The sequence below is a fragment of the Streptomyces showdoensis genome (genome assembly GCF_039535475.1).
GTDB lineage: Bacteria > Actinomycetota > Actinomycetes > Streptomycetales > Streptomycetaceae > Streptomyces > Streptomyces showdoensis.
On the sequence record NZ_BAAAXG010000026.1, the window covers coordinates 2,290,267 to 2,307,433 of the forward strand.

The window sequence follows — 17,167 nt, forward strand, 5'->3', positions numbered from 1 at the left end:
CATTCTTGAAAGTTAAACCATATGGTTCTACCCTGACGGGGACAGTGAGCTTGAAAGTTAAAGGACTTCAGGCTTCGGAGAACCGGACGAAAGGCGGACGCCATGGACGCCACGCTGGAACGGATGCCCGCCCTCTACCTCTCGCACGGCGCCCCACCGCTCGCCGACGACCCCGTCTGGCCCGGCGAGCTCGCCGCCTGGTCCGCGACCCTGCCCCGCCCCAAGGCGATCCTCATGGTCTCCGCCCACTGGGAGGAGGCCCCGCTCGCCCTCGGCGCCACCGAGACCGTGCCCCTCGTCTACGACTTCTGGGGCTTCCCCGAGCACTACTACCGGGTCCGGTACGCGGCCCCCGGCGCGCCCGCGCTCGCCGAGTCCGTCCGCAAGCTGCTGCGCGCGCCCGGCACCCCCGTGCAGGACATGCCCGACCGGGGGCTCGACCACGGCGCCTACGTGCCGCTCGTCGAGATGTACCCCGGCGCCGACATCCCCGTGCTCCAGATCTCCATGCCCACCCTCGACCCCCGCCGGCTCATGGAGATCGGGCGCAGGCTCGCCCCGCTGCGCGACGAGGGCGTCCTGATCGTCGGCAGCGGCTTCTTCACCCACAACCTGGCCGCCCTGCGGCACACCGGGCCCGGCGTGCCCGGCTGGTCCGCCGAGTTCGACGCCTGGGGGCACGAGGCCCTCGCCGCGCACGACGTGGACGCCCTGCTCGACTTCGAGGCGAAGTCCCCCGCCGGCCGGCTCGCCCACCCGCGCACCGAGCACTTCGCCCCGCTCTTCGTCGCGATGGGTGCGGCGGACGCGGCCGGCGACCTGGACCGGGAGCGGAGCGCGATCGACGGGTTCTGGATGGGGCTCGCGAAGCGCTCGGTCCAGTTCGGCTGAGCAACCCCGAGCCCGCGGGCGACGTCTTCAGGGGTGAGGGCGGAGCCGACGGAGTCCCCGTACCGGATGTGACGGCGGTCTCACGCGCGCGGCGCCCGCGCCGCTCGGCAGGGGGCGCCGGATCGCCCTCCGAGGCGGTCTGACCTGCGGGTCCGCGGGTTCCTCCGGCCTGCCCTCCTCGTCGGCGGCGGCGCAGGATACTGCATGATCGCGAAAATCCATGTGCCGGGTGGGAATTCTGTCCTGATTCCAGTCGTTGTTTCCGTCGGATGCAGGGCACCCGAAAGGGTGTCGCGACCTACTCAGCAAGGGAGCACGCATGGCAACCCGTGCCGTCGCCCGTCGTCAGTCCTCCGCCAAGAGCGGAAGCAGCCGGGCAAGCAGCGTTCGCGCCGTGGGCGGGGAGATCGCCGACCGCGACCTGGTCGGCATGTACCTCGACGAGATCGCGCGCACGCCCCTGCTCGACGCCGCCAAGGAGGTCGAGCTCTCCCAGACGATCGAGGCGGGCGTCTACGCCCGGCAGATCCTCGACGGCGAGGTGGAGAGCGAGGCCGGCGGCGCGACCCGCGAGGAGCTGGAGGCGCTGTTCGCCGAGGGCGAGCGTGCCAAGGACCTCTTCATCAAGTCGAACCTGCGACTCGTCGTCGCCGTGGCGAGGCGCTACCCGCGCAGCGGGCTGCCGCTGCTCGACCTGATCCAGGAGGGGAACGCGGGCCTGGTGCGCGCGGTCGAGAAGTTCGACTACGCGAAGGGCTTCAAGTTCTCGACGTACGCCACGTGGTGGATCCGCCAGGCCATCACGCGGTCCATAGCCGACCAGTCCCGCACCATCCGGCTCCCCGTCCACCTGGTCGAGGAGCTCGGCCGGATCCGCCGGGTCCAGCGCGAGTTCAACCGCGAGCACGGGCGCGAGCCCGAGCCCGCGGAGATCGCGGCCGAGCTGGACTCGACCCCCGAGCGGGTCACCGACGTCCTCGACTGGGCGCGCGACCCGGTCTCGCTCAACATGTCGGTGGACGACGAGGGCGAGACCCAGTTCGGCGACCTCCTGGAGGACACGTCGGCGATCTCTCCGGAGCAGTCGGTGCTCACCCTGCTGCGCAGCGAGGAGCTCGACGACCTCATCGACAAGCTCGACAACCGCACCGCCTCGATCATCCGCATGCGCTACGGCATCGAGGACGGTCGCGAGCGGACCCTGACGGAGGTCGGCAAGGAGCACGGTCTGACCCGCGAGCGCATCCGCCAGATCGAGAAGCACGCGCTGCTGGAACTGAAGAAGATGGCCCGCGACACGGGCTTCGACGCGGTGGCCTAGAGCGGCCGGCGCGGACTGCGGGCCCGGGTTCCGGGGGAGTGCCCCCGGAACCCGGGCCTGTCGTGTCGCCGGGTCGTGTCGTGGCCGGCCCGGCCTGTCGTGTAGAAGACCCGTGACGTGGTCGGCCCGGCCCGTCGTGTCACCAACCCGTCGTGCCACCAACCCGTCGTGCCACCAACCCGTCGTGTCACGGACCTGTCGTGTCGCCGGCCCCGGGCCGGCGCCGGCTGCCGGGGCCGGCGCCCGGTGGAGCGCCCTCGGCGTCGTGCCCCCGGGATCAGGGCCGGTGCGTCGCCGCCGCCAGACGGGCCGACAGGTCCGCCACGTAGGTGCGGAGCGACACCGGGCCGTGGATGGTGAAGGGCGCGTCGACCAGGGCCAGACGGACGGCCAGCCACTCCGTCGAGTCGGTCGTGCGGGTGCGCAGCCGGCAGCTCGTGTCGCCGGTCGCCACCGGGGCCAGGTGGGACGGCAGCCGAGCCGTCACGAACGCGGCCGGGGCCTCGAAGGAGACGTCCAGGTCGAGCTCGGGCTGGGACCGGGCCATCGACCGGGCCATGTACGCGGCGGCGTCCCCCGCCGGGAGCTCCCGCGGGGCGAAGCGGGCCCCCGTCGGGAACGGGTCGCTCACCCGGTCGACCCGGAAGGTGCGCCAGTCCTCGCGCCCCAGGTCGTAGGCGACCAGGTACCAGCGCCGCCCGGTCGACACCAGCCGGTACGGCTCCACGAGCCGTTTCGACTCGGTGCCGTCCCCCGCGCGGTAGCCGAAGCGCAGCCGCTCCTGCCCCGTGACCGCGCCCGCGAGCGCCGTCAGCGTGGAGGGCGCGACCGTCGCCCCGTCCCCGCGGGTCAGCGGGATCGTCGCGTTCTGGAGGGTGGAGACCCGGTGCCGCAGCCGGGACGGCAGCACCTGCTCCAGCTTGGCCAGGGCCCGTACGGAGGCCTCCTCGACGCCCTCGATGGCGTGCCCGGCCCCCGCGCGCAGTCCGACCGCGATGGCCACCGCCTCCTCGTCGTCCAGGAGCAGCGGCGGCATCGCCGTACCGGCGACCAGGCGGTAGCCGCCCACCGCGCCCTTGCTCGCCTCGACCGGGTAGCCGAGGTCCCGCAGCCGGTCGATGTCCCGCCGGATCGTGCGCGCGGAGACCGCGAGCCGCTCGGCGAGCTCGCTGCCCGGCCACTCGCGCGGGGTCTGGAGCAGCGACAGCAGATTCAGGAGTCGTGCCGGGGTGTCCGTCATGTCTTCCAGCATGCGGCGCATCTAGGACATGGACTGACCTATATGACTCTTATCTTTCTCGTATGAGTGCACACGACGCCGTCACGGAAGCGGCCGCCACCGACAAGAGGCGCTGGATCGCCCTCGCCATCGTCATGACCGCCGCCTTCATGGACCTGGTCGACGCCACGATCGTGAACATCGCGATCCCCAGCATCGAGCGGGACCTCGGCGCCTCGTTCGGCGCGATCCAGTGGATCACCGCCGGCTACGCGCTCGCGTTCGCCGCGGGCCTGATCACCGGCGGACGGCTCGGCGACATCTACGGCCGCAAGCGCCTGTTCCTGGTCGGCACCGCCGGCTTCACGATCGCCTCGGCCCTGTGCGGCCTCGCCGCCAACCAGGAGATGCTGGTCGGCTCCCGCCTGCTCCAGGGCGCGGCGGCGGCCATGATGGTGCCGCAGGTCCTCTCGATCGTGCACGTCACCTTCCCGGCGCACGAGCGCGGCAAGGTCTTCGGCATGTTCGGCGCGATCATCGGCCTCGGCGCGGTCTCCGGCCCGCTGCTCGGCGCGCTGCTCACCCAGTGGAACATCGCGGGCCTGGAGTGGCGTCCGATCTTCCTCATCAACCTGCCGGTCGGCGTCGCCGCCCTCATCCTGGGCCGTCGCTTCATCACCGAGTCGAAGGCCCCGAAGGCGCTCCGCCTCGACCTGGTGGGCATGGTCCTGGTGACCGGCGCGCTGCTCATGCTGATCTACCCGCTGACCCGGGGCCGCGAGCTGGGCTGGCCGCTGTGGGGCCACCTGATGATGGCCGGCAGCCTCGTCGTCTTCGCCGCCCTCGTCGCGTACGAGAAGTACAAGACGAGGAAGGACGGCTCGCCGCTCGTCGAGCTGTCGCTGTTCAAGGTGAAGAGCTTCGCGGCGGGCATCGCGGTGCAGCTCACCTTCGGCGTCGTGATGGGCATCTTCTTCCTGGTCTGGACGCTCTACATGCAGATCGGCCTCGGCTGGACGCCGCTGCACGCGGGTCTGACCGGCGTGCCGTTCTCGATCGCGGTCTCCACGGCGGCGGGCCTCTCGGTGCAGAAGCTGGTGCCGCGCTTCGGCCGCAAGGTGCTCCAGGCGGGCGCCCTGACCATGGCCGCGGGCATCCTGCTCTACCTCTTCGAGGCGGGCCGCTACGGGGCCGGGATCCACTCCTGGCAGATGATCCCGCCGCTGGTCGTGATGGGCCTGGGCATGGGCCTGATCGTCGCCCCGCTGACCGACGCGGTGCTGTCGGAGGTGCCCCGCGAGCACGCCGGCTCGGCCTCGGGCCTGATCAACACGACCGGCCAGATGGGCAACGCGCTGGGCCTCGGCCTCGTGTCGGTGGTGTTCTTCGGGACCATCGACGACGAGCGCCTCGCCCGCTTCCCGGCGGAGACGGGCGCGGCCTTCACCGACGCGTTCCAGAACTCGCTGGGCTGGGCGGCGGCGGTGCTGGGCGCCATCTTCCTGATCATGTTCGCGCTGCCGGCCAAGCCGAAGCAGCACCTGGAGGGCGGGGACGACGCCCGCGACGCCCACGACGCCGACGCGTCGGCGGCCCCGGCGGGCTCCGAGCCCGCCGCGAAGGAGACCGCGCTCGTCTCCTGACCCTCGGCACCGTCCGAAGGCCCAAGGCCCAAGGCCCAAGGCCCAAGGCCCAAGGCCCAAGGCCCAAGGCCCAAGGCCCAAGGCCCAAGGCCCAAGGCCCAAGGCCCAAGGCCCAAGGCCCAAGGCCCAAAACCCAAGGCCCCGGCCCGGGAATCCCCGGCCGGGGCCTTCGGCACGCCCGGGCGCGGTCCTTCGGTCCGAATGTCCGCGCGATGCCCGTTCCTGCCCGTATCGATGCCCGATTCCGTTTACTTTCCCGAAACCCGGGCGTAGCCTGACGCTGAAACCACAGGTTCGGGCATGGAACGGACGTAAACCCACATGTACGCACCGGAGCGCCAGCAGGCGATCCTCAGCCTCGCCCGCGAGAGGGGCCGGGTCGACGTGCTCTCCCTCGCCGAGGAGTTCCAGGTCACCGCCGAGACCGTACGGCGCGACCTCAAGGCACTCGACCGCGCCGGGCTCGTCCGCCGCGTCCACGGCGGCGCCATACCGGCCGGCCGGCTCGACTTCGAGCCCGACCTCGCCGAACGCGAGTCCACCGCCGCCGACGAGAAGGACCGGATCGTCCGCGCCGCCCTCGCCGAACTCCCCGAGGAGGGCAGCGTCGTCCTCGACGCCGGCAGCACGCTGGCGCGGCTCGCCGCGGAGTTCCCCCTGGACCGGGACCTGACCGTCGTCACGCACGCCCTGCCCGTCGCCGCCCGGCTCGCCGACCACCCCGGCATCGACCTCCACCTGGTCGGCGGCCGCGTCCGCCACCGCACCCGCGCCGCCGTCGACGCCTGGGCGCTGCGGGCGTACGGGGAGATCCGCGCCGACGTCGCCTTCCTCGGCGCGAACGGCTTCTCGCCCGAGCACGGCCTGACCACCCCCGACCTCGCCGAGGCCGCCGTCAAGCGGGCCGTCATCGCCGCCGCCCGCCGGGTCGTGCTGCTCGCCGACTCCGCCAAGCACGGCCAGGAGCACTTCGCCCGCTTCGGCGGCCTCGCCGACGTCGACCTGCTCATCACCGACAGCGGCCTCTCCGACGAGGACGCCGCCGCCATCGAGGCGGCCGGAACGGAGGTCGTCCGCGCATGATCCTCACCGTCACCCCCAACCCTTCCCTGGACCGCACCTACGAGGTCCCCGCCCTGGACCGCGGCGAGGTGCTCCGCGCCTCCGCGGAACGCGTGGACCCCGGCGGCAAGGGCGTCAACGTCTCCCGCGCGGTCGCCGCCGCCGGGCACCGCACCGTCGCCGTCGTCCCGCTCGGCGGGGCGCCCGGGGCGCTGGTCGCCCAACTGCTCGCCGGGCAGGGCATCGAGGTCGCACCCGTGCCGCTCGCCGGGCCGACCCGCTCCAACATCGCGATCGCCGAACCCGACGGCACCCTGACGAAGGTCAACGCGCCGGGCCCCCGGCTGACGCCCGAGGAGTCCGAGACCGTCCTCGCCACCGTCTTCGCCCACGCCCCGTCCGCCGACTGGATCGCCTGCTGCGGCAGCCTCCCGCGCGGCCTGGCCCCCGAGTGGTACGCCGAGCTGGTCACCCGCGCCCACGGCGCCGGGGCCCGGATCGCCCTCGACACCTCGGGCCCCTCGCTGCTCGCGGCCCTCGCCGCCCGCCCGGACGTCGTCAAGCCCAACGCCGAGGAGCTCGCGGAGGCCGTCGGCCGCCCGCTCGCCACCGTCGGCGACGCGGTCAAGGCGGCGGAGGAGCTGCGGGACCTCGGCGCGGGCGCCGTCCTCGCCAGCCTCGGCGCCGACGGCCAGCTCCTCGTCGCCGCGGACGGCGTCCACTACGGCCGGGCCGCGGTCTCCGCGGTCCGCTCCAACGTCGGCGCGGGCGACGCGTCCCTCGCCGGCTTCCTGGCCGCGGGCGGCGAGGGCCCCGAAGCCCTGGCCGCGGCCGTGGCCCACGGCGCTGCGGCCGTCCAGCTTCCCGGCAGCGAGATGCCCACCCCGGCGGACCTGGACCCGACGGCGGTCACGGTGACCGCCGACGTCCCCCTGGACCTGGTCCTGAGCGAGCCGGGCGGTGCGCGGTGAACGCGAGGGCCGCGGACCGCTCGGGCCACCCGTCGGTGGCGGGCGGGGCGGGGGCGGCCTGCCTGGACCTGTCGGTGGCGGGCGGGGCCCGCCTCGATCCGCCGGTGGCCGGCGCGGCCTTCGGCGCACCTCTGGAACCCGTACTCAGCGAGCAAGGGAGCCCGCGATGAGCAGCATGATCACCGCGGACCTGGTCGATCTCGACCTGTCCGCCGAAACCAAGGAGGCGGCGGCCCGCTCGCTCGCCGAACGGATGGTCGCCCGGGGCCGGGTCACCGACCTCGACGGCTTCCTGGCGGACGTCGCCGCCCGCGAGGCCCAGATGCCGACCGGGCTCGACGGCGGCATCGGGATCCCGCACTGCCGCAGCGCCCACGTCACCGAGCCGACCCTGGCCTTCGGCCGCTCCGCCGCGGGCATCGACTTCGGCGCCCCCGACGGCCCGGCGGACCTGGTCTTCCTGATCGCGGCCCCGGCCGGCGCGGACGACGCCCACCTGACGATCCTCTCCTCGCTGGCCCGGCACTTGATGGACGCCGAGTTCACGGGGGCGCTCCGGGCGGCGACCTCTCCGGCGGCAGCGGCGGCGCTGATCGCGGGGGAGGAGGCTCCGGAGACCCCGTCCGGCGGGCCGGAGACCCCGTCCGGTGGGCCGGAGACCGCGTCCGGTGGTACGGCCCCGGTCGCCGCGTCGGACGGCGCGGCCTTCCGAATCGTCGCCGTCACCTCCTGCCCCACCGGCATCGCCCACACCTACATGGCCGCCGAGGCCCTGGAGAAGGCGGGCGAGGCGGCGGGGGTGGAGCTGGTGGTCGAGACGCAGGGCTCGGCCGGGTTCACCCGGCTCGACCCGGCGGTCGTCGCCGCCGCGGACGGCGTGATCTTCGCGCACGACGTCCCCGTACGGGAGAAGGAACGGTTCGCCGGAAAGCCGACCGTCGACGTCGGCGTCAAGGCCGGCATCAACCGCCCCGCCGAACTCGTCGCCGAGGTCCGCGACAAGGCCGCCCGCGGCGAGGTCGCCGCCCCGGTCGCCGCCACCCCGGTGGAGAGGGCGGGCGAGCCGGACGAGGGGTACGGCACCAAGCTCCGCAAGTGGCTCATGTCCGGCGTCAGCTACATGGTGCCGTTCGTCGCCGCAGGCGGCCTCCTCATCGCCCTCGGCTTCGCCCTCGGCGGCTGGGACATCAACAAGGCCCCCTCCGTGGCCGAGCACTTCGCCTGGGGCCAGGTCGACAGCTGGGCCGCCCTGATGTTCCAGATCGGCGGACTGGCCTTCGGCTTCCTCGTACCGGTCCTCGCCGGATACATCGCGTACGGCATGGCGGACCGCCCCGGTCTCGTCCCCGGCTTCGTCGGCGGCGCGATCTCCCTCACCATCAACGCGGGCTTCCTCGGCGGTCTCGTCGCCGGTCTGGTGGCCGGCGGCACGGTGCTCGCCATCCAGAAGGTGCGGATCCCCGCCGCGCTCAGAGGCATCATGCCGGTGGTCGTGATCCCGCTGCTCTCGTCGATCGTCGTCGGCTTCCTGATGTTCCTCGTCATCGGCAAGCCGATCGCGAGCCTCCAGAACGCGCTGACCGACTGGCTGTCCGGCCTCTCCGGCGCCAACGCGGTGATCCTCGGCGTGATCCTGGGCCTGATGATGTGCTTCGACCTCGGCGGTCCCGTCAACAAGGTCGCGTACGCCTTCGCCGTCGGCGGCCTCGCCACCCCCAACGAGGGCTCCCTCAAGGTCATGGCCGCGGTGATGGCCGCGGGCATGGTGCCGCCGCTCGCGATGGCGCTGGCAACGACCGTGCGCGGCCGGCTCTTCACCAAGACCGAACGGGAGAACGGCAAGGCCGCCTGGGTGCTCGGCGCCTCCTTCATCTCGGAGGGCGCGATCCCGTTCGCCGCGGCGGACCCGCTGCGGGTCATCCCGGCGGCGATGGCGGGCGGCGCGGTCACCGGCGCCCTGTCGATGGCCTTCGAGTGCACCCTGCGGGCCCCGCACGGCGGCCTGTTCGTGATCCCGCTGATCGGCAACCCGCTGCTGTACCTGCTCGCGATCGCGGCCGGCACGGTGGTGAGCGCCGCGGTGGTCATCCTCCTCAAGAGCGCGCGGAAGCCCGCGCCGGGGGAGACGCGGGCGGACGCGGCGGGCGAAGCGGCCGAGACCGCGACGAAGGTGACCGTCGCGGCCTGACCGGGCCGTGCCCGGACCGTGGAGAGGAGGGACCCCGAGGGGTCCCTCCTCCTTCTCGTCGCCGTCAGCGGTCGATGACGGCGACGCTGTTCTTCAGGTCGCCCACCGAGCGGCTGACGGGAGTGACGGTCGCCCTCCCGGTCCGCACCCGCTGAGCGCGGCGGGCGAGGACCGGGAAGGGCGGGGGCGCGGGGGTCACCGCACCCGGGACCGGGACTCCATCGCCTCGCGGGCCGCGCGCTCGTCCGCGTACACCTCGCACATGTGGCGCCCGTCCGGGGTCGCCGTGTGCTCGACCTCCCAGAGGCTGACCTCGCTGCCGTCGAGGAGCAGGAACTGGTGCTCGTAGAGGGTGAAGCCGGCGTCCCGGCCGCCCTCCACGGGGCACTGGCGCCCGAAGGCCTGGGTGATGTGGTGCGCGAACGCGAGCCGGAGCCGCCGGGCGGTCGGCTCGCCGGGCCGGTCCGCGTTCTCCGCGCGCCGGAGCACCCGGCGGGCGTGGTCCGCGGAGTTGTCCGGCACGTACATCCTGGGCTGGGCCGGTATGGGGCGCGCGAGGAGCGCGCTCAGCACCTCCAGGTCGTCGTCCTCGTCGGCGGCCAGGCCGTCGGCGCGCTCCACGCTCCAGCCGAGCGAGGGGCCGGAGGGCAGCCGCGAGGCGGCCAGCCGGGCCTCGGACTCCTCCACGTACAGCTCGTGGTGCTCGGTGCCGTCGCGGCCGGAGTTGTGCACCAGCTCCCAGAGGCTGAGGGCCGTGCCGTCGGCGAGCAGATAGGTGTGGCGGTAGGTGGTGCGGTGCAGCGACGCGCTGTGGTGCGAGGAGTGCAGCGCGCTGGAGTGGGCGAGCGCCGACGCCAGGCGCTCGACCGTGGAGTCGGGCAGGTCGAAGGAGTTGAGAGCCCGGCCGAGGAGCCGCTCAACCTGGGTGTCGGTCGTCTCGTACGGGTCGTGCGAAGGATCCTGCGGATCGTGCGGATCGTTCAAGGGGGTCTCCAGGCCGTCGCCGCATGTCACTTGGTGCTTGCTAAACGTAGTCCCTGGGTCTGACATCGTGTCTCGCGTTCGGGAAAACGGACGGGGGCGCGCATCGAGTTCCCGCGCCCCCTCACGAGTTCGTCAACTCCCTTTGGTATACCGGCAGTCGGTTCAGGGGGCTAGTCGTCGTACGGGTCGCCGTAGAGCTCGCGGTACGCGGGGTGGTCCCCGCCCGGCCCGGTCACCCCCGTCTCCGGGGCGAGAACCGCCTGGACGATGGCCCGCGTGACCGCGTCCGCGCCCGCCGCGAGGATCTCGTTCAGGGCGAGCGGACCCGCCTCCGCGGGCAGTTCGCGCTCCCCGGTCGCGAGGGCGAAGACGGTGTCGCCGTCGTTGAGGAGATGCACCGGACGGACGGCGCGCGCGATGCCGTCGTGCGCCGTCCCCGCGAGCTTCTGCGCCTGCGCGCGGGTCAGCGCCGCGTCCGTGGCGACCACCGCCAGCGTGGTGTTCATGGGCGGCGGCGTGCCCTCCGCCCGGGCCTCGGCGAGCCGGCGCCGCGCCGCCTCGTGCACGGCCGGGTCGGGGAAGACGGGGCGCCCGCCTTCGAAGTACCGCCCGTACGGCACGCCCGTCTCCGGGTCGACCGCCGAGCCGACCGCGTTGACGACCACCAGCACCCCCACCGTGATCCCCGAGTCCAGCACGGTGCTCGCGGTCCCCACCCCGCCCTTGAGCCCGCCGACCACGGCCCCCGTGCCCGCGCCCACCGTGCCCGTCGCCACCGGCGCGTAGGGACCGGTCCGGGCGGCGTCCTCCACCGCCGCCCGGCCGGTCGAGGCGTCGGGCCGGGCCGCGAAGTCGCCGCCCCGGCCGAGGTCGAAGAGGCAGGCTGCGGGCACGACCGGCACCACGTGCGCCGGGTCGGGCCCGACCCGCACCCCGCGCCGCTGCCCCTCCAGCCAGGCCATCACCCCGGCCGCCGCGTCGAGCCCGTACGCGCTGCCGCCGGTCAGGACGACGGCGTCGATCCGCTGGACCAGGTTGCGCGGGTCCAGCGCGTCCGTCTCCCGCGTCCCGGGCCCCCCGCCGCGCACGTCCACGGCGGCCACGGCCCCGCCCTCCGGGGCGAGGACGACGGTGGTGCCGGACAGCGCCAGCTCCCCCGGAACCCGCGCGTGACCGACCCGCAGGCCGCCCACGTCGGTGAGTGCGTCATGCCGATGCAGTGTCATGTCCCCTGCGTACCACGCGGGTCAGCGCTTGGGTCCGAGATACGTGCCGCCGGAGGCGTCGATCACGGTGCCGGGATCCATCGGCCCTCCGCGGAGGCGAGGAAGGCGACCGGGGCGGCGATGTCGTCGGGCCTGCCGACCCAGGGCGGTGCCTGCCCGCCGATCGGCATGTCCGCCGGCTGCGGCACGGCGGCCATCGCGGCCGCCGGCCTGGCGGTCTGCGTCGGCCCGGGGGAGACCGTGTCGACGGTGATCCGGCGGGCGCTGACGGGCGCTGACGGCCGCCGCCGGCGCGCGCACGCGCGGGCCGCCGGGAGCGGGGCCGCCGGGAGCGGGGGCGCCGGAGGCGGTGAGCGGGCCGAGCAGCCGGAGGATCACGCGGGCGTTGTGGCTCAGGCGGCGTCGCGGGTGGCCGGGTTGGTCGCGGTCAGGGTCACCCCCACCGCGACCGTGGCGGCGGCGACCAGACCGGCCGCGAAGACCGCCCAGTGTCCGGCGAACGTGCACATGAGGATGGCGAGGGAGGCGACCGGGAGGACGGACTGCTGGGCGATGCCGACCTTGAAGTAGCGGGCGTGCAGGAGCCACACGCAGAGGAGGAAGACGGCGGTGGGGATGGTGACGGCGGAGGAGGCGGCGAGCGTGGAGATGTGCGCCTTGCCGACGGCCTGCTCGACGGAGATCTCCAGGCCGGCGCCGATCGCGGCGGCCGAGGTGAAGATCAGGAAGTGCCCGTAGCCCCACAGGAAGCCCTGCCGGTTGCTGCTGAGCCGGTCGTGGGCGGGGACGACGAAGTAGATCCACCAGGCGGCGAAGACGATGAGGAGCCCGCCGGCGGCGATAGGCAGCAGCTCGCGGAGGGCGTCGTTCTCCGTGATGCCCGACTTCACGGCGACCGTCGCGGCGGCGATCGACTCGCCGAGCACGATGATCGTGAACAGGCCGTAGCGCTCGGCGATGTGGTGCGGGTGCCACTGCGTGGTGACGTCCTTCTCCGCGAACACCGGCACGGCCATCTCGGCCAGCGCCATCACCAGGAACACCCAGGGCCGCACGTCCTCGGGCACGAGCAGCAGCGCGGTCCAGCCGGCCTGGCAGGCGACGACCCCGCCCGCGTACCGCCGGCACATGGTCCGCTCGGCCGGATCGGTGGCGTGGTGGGCGGCGCGCAGCCACTGGGAGGAGAGCGCGAGCCGCATGACGACGTAGCCGATGAAGACGACGAGGAAGTCGTGCTCCTCGAAGGCGCGGGAGACCCCGGCGGCGAGGATGAGGACGCCGGCGATCTGGACGAGGGTGACCACGCGGTAGAGGGCGTCGTCGTTGTCGTAGGCGGAGGCGAACCAGGTGAAGTTCATCCACGCCCACCAGATGGCCCAGAAGACCATCGTGTAGTTGATGATGCCGGTTCCGGCGTGCCCCTCGGCGACGGAGTGCACGAGTTCGGCACCGGCTTGGGCGACGGCGACGACGAAACAGAGGTCGAAGAAGAGCTCCAGGGGAGTCGCGGCGCGGTGCGACTCCTCACGGGATCGGGCGGTGAGCGGCAGGAAGGGTTGCGTCATGCCCCACAGGACAGCAGACGAGGGGGCGAGGAGGGGATTCCCGGGGGCGCGCGAGCGGACGTGTCCGACCGGGACACGGGGTGGGGCGCGCGGTTCCCGTCCCTCGGGGCCGGGTCCCGGCGGCCCCGCCCCTACCGTCGTCCGCCCGCCACGGAGGCCCGCGCGGAGGGACGGCTCCCCGCCGCCTCCCCGGCCGCGTGCGGCGCCGTCCCGTACCGCTTCGCCACCGCCCCCGCGATCCGCGGGTGGTCGGCCAGCGGTGCCGAGACCGCCCAGACGCCGGGGAGCGCCTCCAGGGCGCGGGTGAAGCGGCCGGGGGCCAGCAGGTGCGCGGCGACCGCGACCCGGCGGAAACCGCGGGCGTGGAGCGAGGCGACGGCCTCGGCGACCGGCGGTGCCGTCGGGCCCGTGGCCGAGCAGTAGGCGGCGGTCACCGGGACCGGGACCAGGTGCGCGAGCCGGTCCAGGGCCGCCAGGGTGCCGTCGTTGCCGCCCGGCCGGGACGAACCGGCACCGGCGACGACGACCGCGTCCGCGGGGCCGCCCGCCGCCCGCTCGGCGGCGCGCAGCCGGTCGCACAGGGCGAGCCCGACGCCCGGCTCGCCGCTCAGGCCGCGGGTGACGGTGCAGTCGAAGTGCCGGGCGACGGCGGGGACGTCGACGGTGCGGTGGTAGCCGTCGCCGAGCAGCAGCGGCACGACGACGGCGCCCGGCCGGTCGGCGAGCACGTACGGCAACGACGGCTTCTGGTGGTCCAGATGGGCGACGGCCACGGGGGCTTCGGTGAGCCGGCGGACGGTGTCCGCGAGCCGGGCGACCGTCGCCCCGGCCTCGGGCACGGCGCTGCCGTGCACGGCGAGTACGAGATCCCGCATGACTGCCTCCGCGACGGCGCCGAACCGGAGGGCCCGTTCACCCCTCCCCAGGGCCCGTCCGGGGCCGCGCCGCCGGTGTCGTTCGGCGGCACGGCCCCCTCGCGGCCCACGCTATGCCCGCGCCGCCGCCCCCCGGCCCCGCCGCAGGTCCCGAACCGCAGGGCCGCAAGTCCCGGAGCATCGGGCCCTTTTCGGGCCCGCCCGGGTGGCCGTGCCGCCCTACCGTCGAAGGCGACGGAGCACGGGACCCTCCCCCTCCACCTGCACTCCCCCCACGTACACGTCACCCGTACCTCCCACCCCACGGAGACCGCCATGGCTGCCGCCCCCGCCGGCCCCGCCCAGCAGACCCGGAACCTCGTGCTGATCGGCCACGGCATGGTCGGGCACCGGCTCCTGGAGGCCCTGGCCGAGCGGGGCGCGCTCGCCGGCCCCGACGGCGGGCCCGGCTGGCGCGCGGTGGTGCTCGCGGAGGAGGACGTCCCCGCGTACGACCGGGTGCACCTCTCCTCGGTCTTCGCCGGCACGGAGCCCGGCCGGCTCGCCCTCCCCGCCCTCGACGAGGACCTCGTCGACCTGCGGCTCGGCGACCCGGCCGAGCACGTCGACACCGCCGCCCGGACGGTCACCACGACCTCCGGCGCCGTGGTGCCGTACGACGTGCTGGTCATGGCCACCGGCTCGTACCCGTTCGTGCCGCCGATCCCCGGAGCCGACGCGGCCGGCTGCTTCACGTACCGCACCCTGTACGACGTCGAGGCCCTCACCTCGTACGCCGGCGCGGGGAACGGCGTCCGCGACGGGGTCGTCATCGGCGGCGGGCTGCTCGGCCTGGAGGCGGCGGGCGCGCTGCGCAGCCTCGGGGTCGCCACGCACGTCGTGGAGTTCGCGCCCCGGCTGATGCCGCTCCAGGTCGACGACGGCGGCGCGGCGGCGCTGCGCGCCACGATCGAGTCGATGGGCGTGGCCGTGCACACGGGGGTCGGCGCGGCCGAGGTCGACGTCGACGCCGACGGCCGGGTGCGGTCCCTGATGCTGTCCGACGGTACGCGGATCCCCGCCGACCTGGTGGTCTTCTCGGCGGGCGTACGGCCCAGGGACCGCCTCGCGCGCGAGGCGGGGCTCGCGGTCGGCGACCGCGGGGGCGTGGCGGTGGACGAACACTGCCGGACGAGCGACCCGTACGTGTACGCGGTCGGCGAGTGCGCCCAGACCTGCGACGGCCGGGTCTACGGCCTGGTCGCCCCCGGCTACCAGATGGCGGAGGTGGTCGCGGACCGGCTCGCGGGGCCGGGCGGCTCGGTGTTCACGGGCGCCGACACGTCGACCAAGCTGAAGCTGCTCGGGGCGGACGTGGCGTCGTTCGGCGACCCGTTCGCCGACGAGCCGCGGGCCACCGAGATCGTGTTCTCGGACGGGCGCGAGGGCGTCTACAAGAAGCTGCTGCTCGGCCCGGAGGGGCAGCTCCTCGGCGGCATCCTGGTGGGTGACGCGGAGGCGTACGGCTCGCTGCGGCCGCACGCGGGGAGGCAGCTCCCGGCCCCGCCCGAGGCCTTCCTCCTGCCGTCCCCGGACGGCGCGGGGCAGCTGCCGGGCGCGGAGGCCCTCGCGGACGACGCCGTCGTCTGCTCGTGCCACAACGTCACCAAGGGAGCGGTGCGGGAGGCGATCGCCGAGCACGGGCTCGTCGACGTCGGCGGCGTCAAGCGCTGCACCAAGGCGGGCACCGGCTGCGGCGGCTGCCTGAACACCCTCCAGGCGGTCCTGGACGCGGCCGGCGTGGAGAAGCCGCGCGGGCTGTGCGAGCACTTCCCGGAGCTGGGCCGCTCCGAGATCTACGACCTGATCCGCACGGAACACATCCGCTCCTTCACCGAGTTGATGGAGCGGTACGGGAGTGTTGACGCGGGTGCGGGTGCGGGTGCGGGTGCGGGTGCGGGCGCGGGCACGGTCGGGGGCGCGGGCACGGTCGGGGGCGCGGGCTCCGGCTCCGCTGCCGGCTCCGGCTCCGGCGCGGTCTCCGGCTGCACGGTCTGCAAGCCCGTCGTCGCCAACGTCCTCGGCACCCTCGCCCCCGAACTCGGGCTGCGGCACGTCCTGGAGGGCGAACAGGCGGCGCTCCAGGACTCCAACGACCTGTTCCTCGCCAACCTCCAGAAGGACGGCACCTACTCGGTCGTGCCGCGCGTCCCGGGCGGCGAGATCACCGCCGAGCAGCTCATCGTCATCGGCGAGGTGGCCCGCGACCACGGTCTCTACAGCAAGATCACGGGCGGCCAGCGCATCGACCTGTTCGGCGCGCGGAAGGAGGAGCTCCCCGCGATCTGGCGCCGGCTGATCGCCGCGGGCTTCGAGTCGGGCCAGGCGTACGGGAAGTCGCTGCGGACGGTGAAGTCCTGCGTCGGCTCCAAGTTCTGCCGCTTCGGGCAGGGCGACTCGGTGCAGCTCGCGATCGACCTGGAGCTGCGCTACCGGGGCCTGCGCGCCCCGCACAAGTTCAAGGGCGGGGTGTCGGGCTGCCTGCGCGAGTGCGCGGAGGCACGCGGCAAGGACATCGGCGTGATCGCCACCGCCGGCGGCTGGAACCTGTACGTCGGCGGCAACGGCGGCACCACCCCCCGCCACGCCGACCTGCTGGCCGCCGACCTCTCGGCGGCGGAACTGTTCGCCCTGGTCGACCGCTTCCTCATGTACTACATCCGCACGGGCGAGCGCCTGGAGCGCACCTCCGCCTGGCTGGAGCGCCTGGGCGGGACCGGCGGCGGCATCGCGCACCTGCGGGAGGTCCTCGTGGAGGACTCGCTGGGGATCTGCGCCGAGCTGGAGGCGCAGATGGACCGGCACGTGGCCGCGTACCGCGACGAGTGGCAGGCGGTCCTGGAGGACCCGGCGGCCCTGGAGCGCTTCGAGCCGCACGTGGCGGGCGTCCGGTTCCTGGAGCCCGGCCGGGGCCGGGCCGCGGTGCTCGCCGACGGGACGGAGGCCGCGCTGTTCAAGGACGGCACGGGCGAGGTGTACGCGGTGGGCAACCGGGACCCGTTCTCGGGCGCCGACGTCATCGCGAACGGGATCATGGGCACCCGCGGCGGCGTGCCGGTGGTGGCCTCGCCGATGCACAAGCAGGAGTTCGACCTGCGGACCGGCGTCTGCCTGGACGACCCGGAGGTGGCGCTGCCGCTGCTGGCGGTCCCCCAGGTCCCGAAGGGTTCGTAGGGCCCGGGA

Annotated in this window: 14 protein-coding genes; 7 read left to right on the top strand and 7 right to left on the bottom strand. The window is 74.2% G+C overall.

Translation table 11 applies throughout. The features are described from left to right. The first annotated feature begins 102 nt into the window (after window positions 1-102). Together ABD981_RS23510 and ABD981_RS23515 are read left to right on the top strand one after the other, a co-directional pair. Window positions 103-891 carry a dioxygenase family protein gene (locus ABD981_RS23510; protein WP_046906887.1) on the top strand — a complete coding sequence of 263 codons (789 nt, stop codon included), beginning with the start codon at window positions 103-105 and terminating at the stop codon, window positions 889-891. A gap of 319 nt (window positions 892-1,210) precedes the next feature. After that, window positions 1,211-2,212, top strand: coding sequence for a sigma-70 family RNA polymerase sigma factor (locus tag ABD981_RS23515; protein WP_046906888.1), 1,002 nt, complete (start codon window positions 1,211-1,213; stop codon window positions 2,210-2,212). A gap of 277 nt (window positions 2,213-2,489) precedes the next feature. Here ABD981_RS23515 and ABD981_RS23520 read toward each other — a convergent pair whose 3' ends face one another. Beyond that, complete coding sequence (locus ABD981_RS23520) at window positions 2,490-3,452, bottom strand: helix-turn-helix transcriptional regulator (RefSeq protein ID WP_046906984.1); 963 nt, start codon at window positions 3,450-3,452, stop codon at window positions 2,490-2,492. A gap of 62 nt (window positions 3,453-3,514) precedes the next feature. Here ABD981_RS23520 and ABD981_RS23525 point away from each other — a divergent pair, with 62 nt between their 5' ends. The 4 genes from ABD981_RS23525 (at window position 3,515) to ABD981_RS23540 (ending at window position 9,295) form a co-directional block, all read left to right on the top strand. Continuing rightward, window positions 3,515-5,074, top strand: a complete 1,560-nt coding sequence (locus tag ABD981_RS23525; RefSeq protein WP_046906889.1) for an MFS transporter — start codon at window positions 3,515-3,517, stop codon at window positions 5,072-5,074. 321 nt (window positions 5,075-5,395) lie between these two features. Next, window positions 5,396-6,157 carry a DeoR/GlpR family DNA-binding transcription regulator gene (locus ABD981_RS23530; protein ID WP_046906890.1) on the top strand — a complete coding sequence of 254 codons (762 nt, stop codon included), beginning with the start codon at window positions 5,396-5,398 and terminating at the stop codon, window positions 6,155-6,157. Further along, entirely contained in the window at window positions 6,154-7,107 is a 954-nt protein-coding gene (gene pfkB / locus ABD981_RS23535) for a 1-phosphofructokinase (protein ID WP_046906891.1), read from the top strand. The genes ABD981_RS23530 and pfkB overlap by 4 nt, the downstream gene beginning before the upstream one ends. 166 nt (window positions 7,108-7,273) lie before the next feature. Beyond that, window positions 7,274-9,295: a PTS fructose transporter subunit IIABC gene (locus tag ABD981_RS23540; RefSeq protein ID WP_046906892.1), complete on the top strand. Its 2,022-nt coding sequence runs from the start codon at window positions 7,274-7,276 to the stop codon at window positions 9,293-9,295. A gap of 64 nt (window positions 9,296-9,359) precedes the next feature. On the opposite strand, the gene ABD981_RS23545 is transcribed toward ABD981_RS23540, so the two are convergent. The 6 genes from ABD981_RS23545 to ABD981_RS23570 form a co-directional block, all read right to left on the bottom strand. After that, a complete protein-coding gene (locus ABD981_RS23545) occupies window positions 9,360-9,494 on the bottom strand; it encodes a hypothetical protein (RefSeq protein ID WP_276205568.1) in 135 nt (44 codons plus the stop codon). After that, the gene (locus tag ABD981_RS23550; protein ID WP_046906893.1) at window positions 9,491-10,279 is read right to left on the bottom strand and encodes a DUF6227 family protein; all 789 of its coding nucleotides are present in this window, start codon (window positions 10,277-10,279) and stop codon (window positions 9,491-9,493) included. Before ABD981_RS23550 ends, ABD981_RS23545 begins: the two co-directional genes overlap by 4 nt. A gap of 170 nt (window positions 10,280-10,449) precedes the next feature. Beyond that, window positions 10,450-11,505 carry a P1 family peptidase gene (locus ABD981_RS23555; RefSeq protein WP_046906894.1) on the bottom strand — a complete coding sequence of 352 codons (1,056 nt, stop codon included), beginning with the start codon at window positions 11,503-11,505 and terminating at the stop codon, window positions 10,450-10,452. 62 nt (window positions 11,506-11,567) lie between these two features. Further along, entirely contained in the window at window positions 11,568-11,702 is a 135-nt protein-coding gene (locus ABD981_RS23560) for a hypothetical protein (protein ID WP_276205569.1), read from the bottom strand. A 195-nt stretch (window positions 11,703-11,897) separates the two neighbouring features. Then, window positions 11,898-13,070: a low temperature requirement protein A gene (locus ABD981_RS23565; RefSeq protein WP_046906895.1), complete on the bottom strand. Its 1,173-nt coding sequence runs from the start codon at window positions 13,068-13,070 to the stop codon at window positions 11,898-11,900. A 131-nt stretch (window positions 13,071-13,201) separates the two neighbouring features. Further along, entirely contained in the window at window positions 13,202-13,945 is a 744-nt protein-coding gene (locus tag ABD981_RS23570) for a sirohydrochlorin chelatase (RefSeq protein WP_046906896.1), read from the bottom strand. Window positions 13,946-14,260: 315 nt separating this feature from the next. Between ABD981_RS23570 and ABD981_RS23575 the strand changes: the two genes are divergently transcribed. After that, window positions 14,261-17,158: a nitrite reductase gene (locus ABD981_RS23575; RefSeq protein WP_046906897.1), complete on the top strand. Its 2,898-nt coding sequence runs from the start codon at window positions 14,261-14,263 to the stop codon at window positions 17,156-17,158. The last annotated feature ends 9 nt before the right edge of the window (window positions 17,159-17,167 follow it).

Coding starts and splice junctions, on each gene's coding strand:
- ABD981_RS23515 (WP_046906888.1), top strand. CDS start 1,211: ATGGCAACCCGTGCCGTCGCCCGTCGTCAGTCCTCCGCCAAGAGCGGA.
- ABD981_RS23525 (WP_046906889.1), top strand. CDS start 3,515: ATGAGTGCACACGACGCCGTCACGGAAGCGGCCGCCACCGACAAGAGG.
- pfkB (WP_046906891.1), top strand. CDS start 6,154: ATGATCCTCACCGTCACCCCCAACCCTTCCCTGGACCGCACCTACGAG.
- ABD981_RS23575 (WP_046906897.1), top strand. CDS start 14,261: ATGGCTGCCGCCCCCGCCGGCCCCGCCCAGCAGACCCGGAACCTCGTG.
- ABD981_RS23530 (WP_046906890.1), top strand. CDS start 5,396: ATGTACGCACCGGAGCGCCAGCAGGCGATCCTCAGCCTCGCCCGCGAG.
- ABD981_RS23520 (WP_046906984.1), bottom strand. CDS start 3,452: ATGACGGACACCCCGGCACGACTCCTGAATCTGCTGTCGCTGCTCCAG.
- ABD981_RS23560 (WP_276205569.1), bottom strand. CDS start 11,702: ATGGCCGCCGTGCCGCAGCCGGCGGACATGCCGATCGGCGGGCAGGCA.
- ABD981_RS23510 (WP_046906887.1), top strand. CDS start 103: ATGGACGCCACGCTGGAACGGATGCCCGCCCTCTACCTCTCGCACGGC.
- ABD981_RS23540 (WP_046906892.1), top strand. CDS start 7,274: ATGAGCAGCATGATCACCGCGGACCTGGTCGATCTCGACCTGTCCGCC.
- ABD981_RS23570 (WP_046906896.1), bottom strand. CDS start 13,945: ATGCGGGATCTCGTACTCGCCGTGCACGGCAGCGCCGTGCCCGAGGCC.
- ABD981_RS23565 (WP_046906895.1), bottom strand. CDS start 13,070: ATGACGCAACCCTTCCTGCCGCTCACCGCCCGATCCCGTGAGGAGTCG.
- ABD981_RS23555 (WP_046906894.1), bottom strand. CDS start 11,505: ATGACACTGCATCGGCATGACGCACTCACCGACGTGGGCGGCCTGCGG.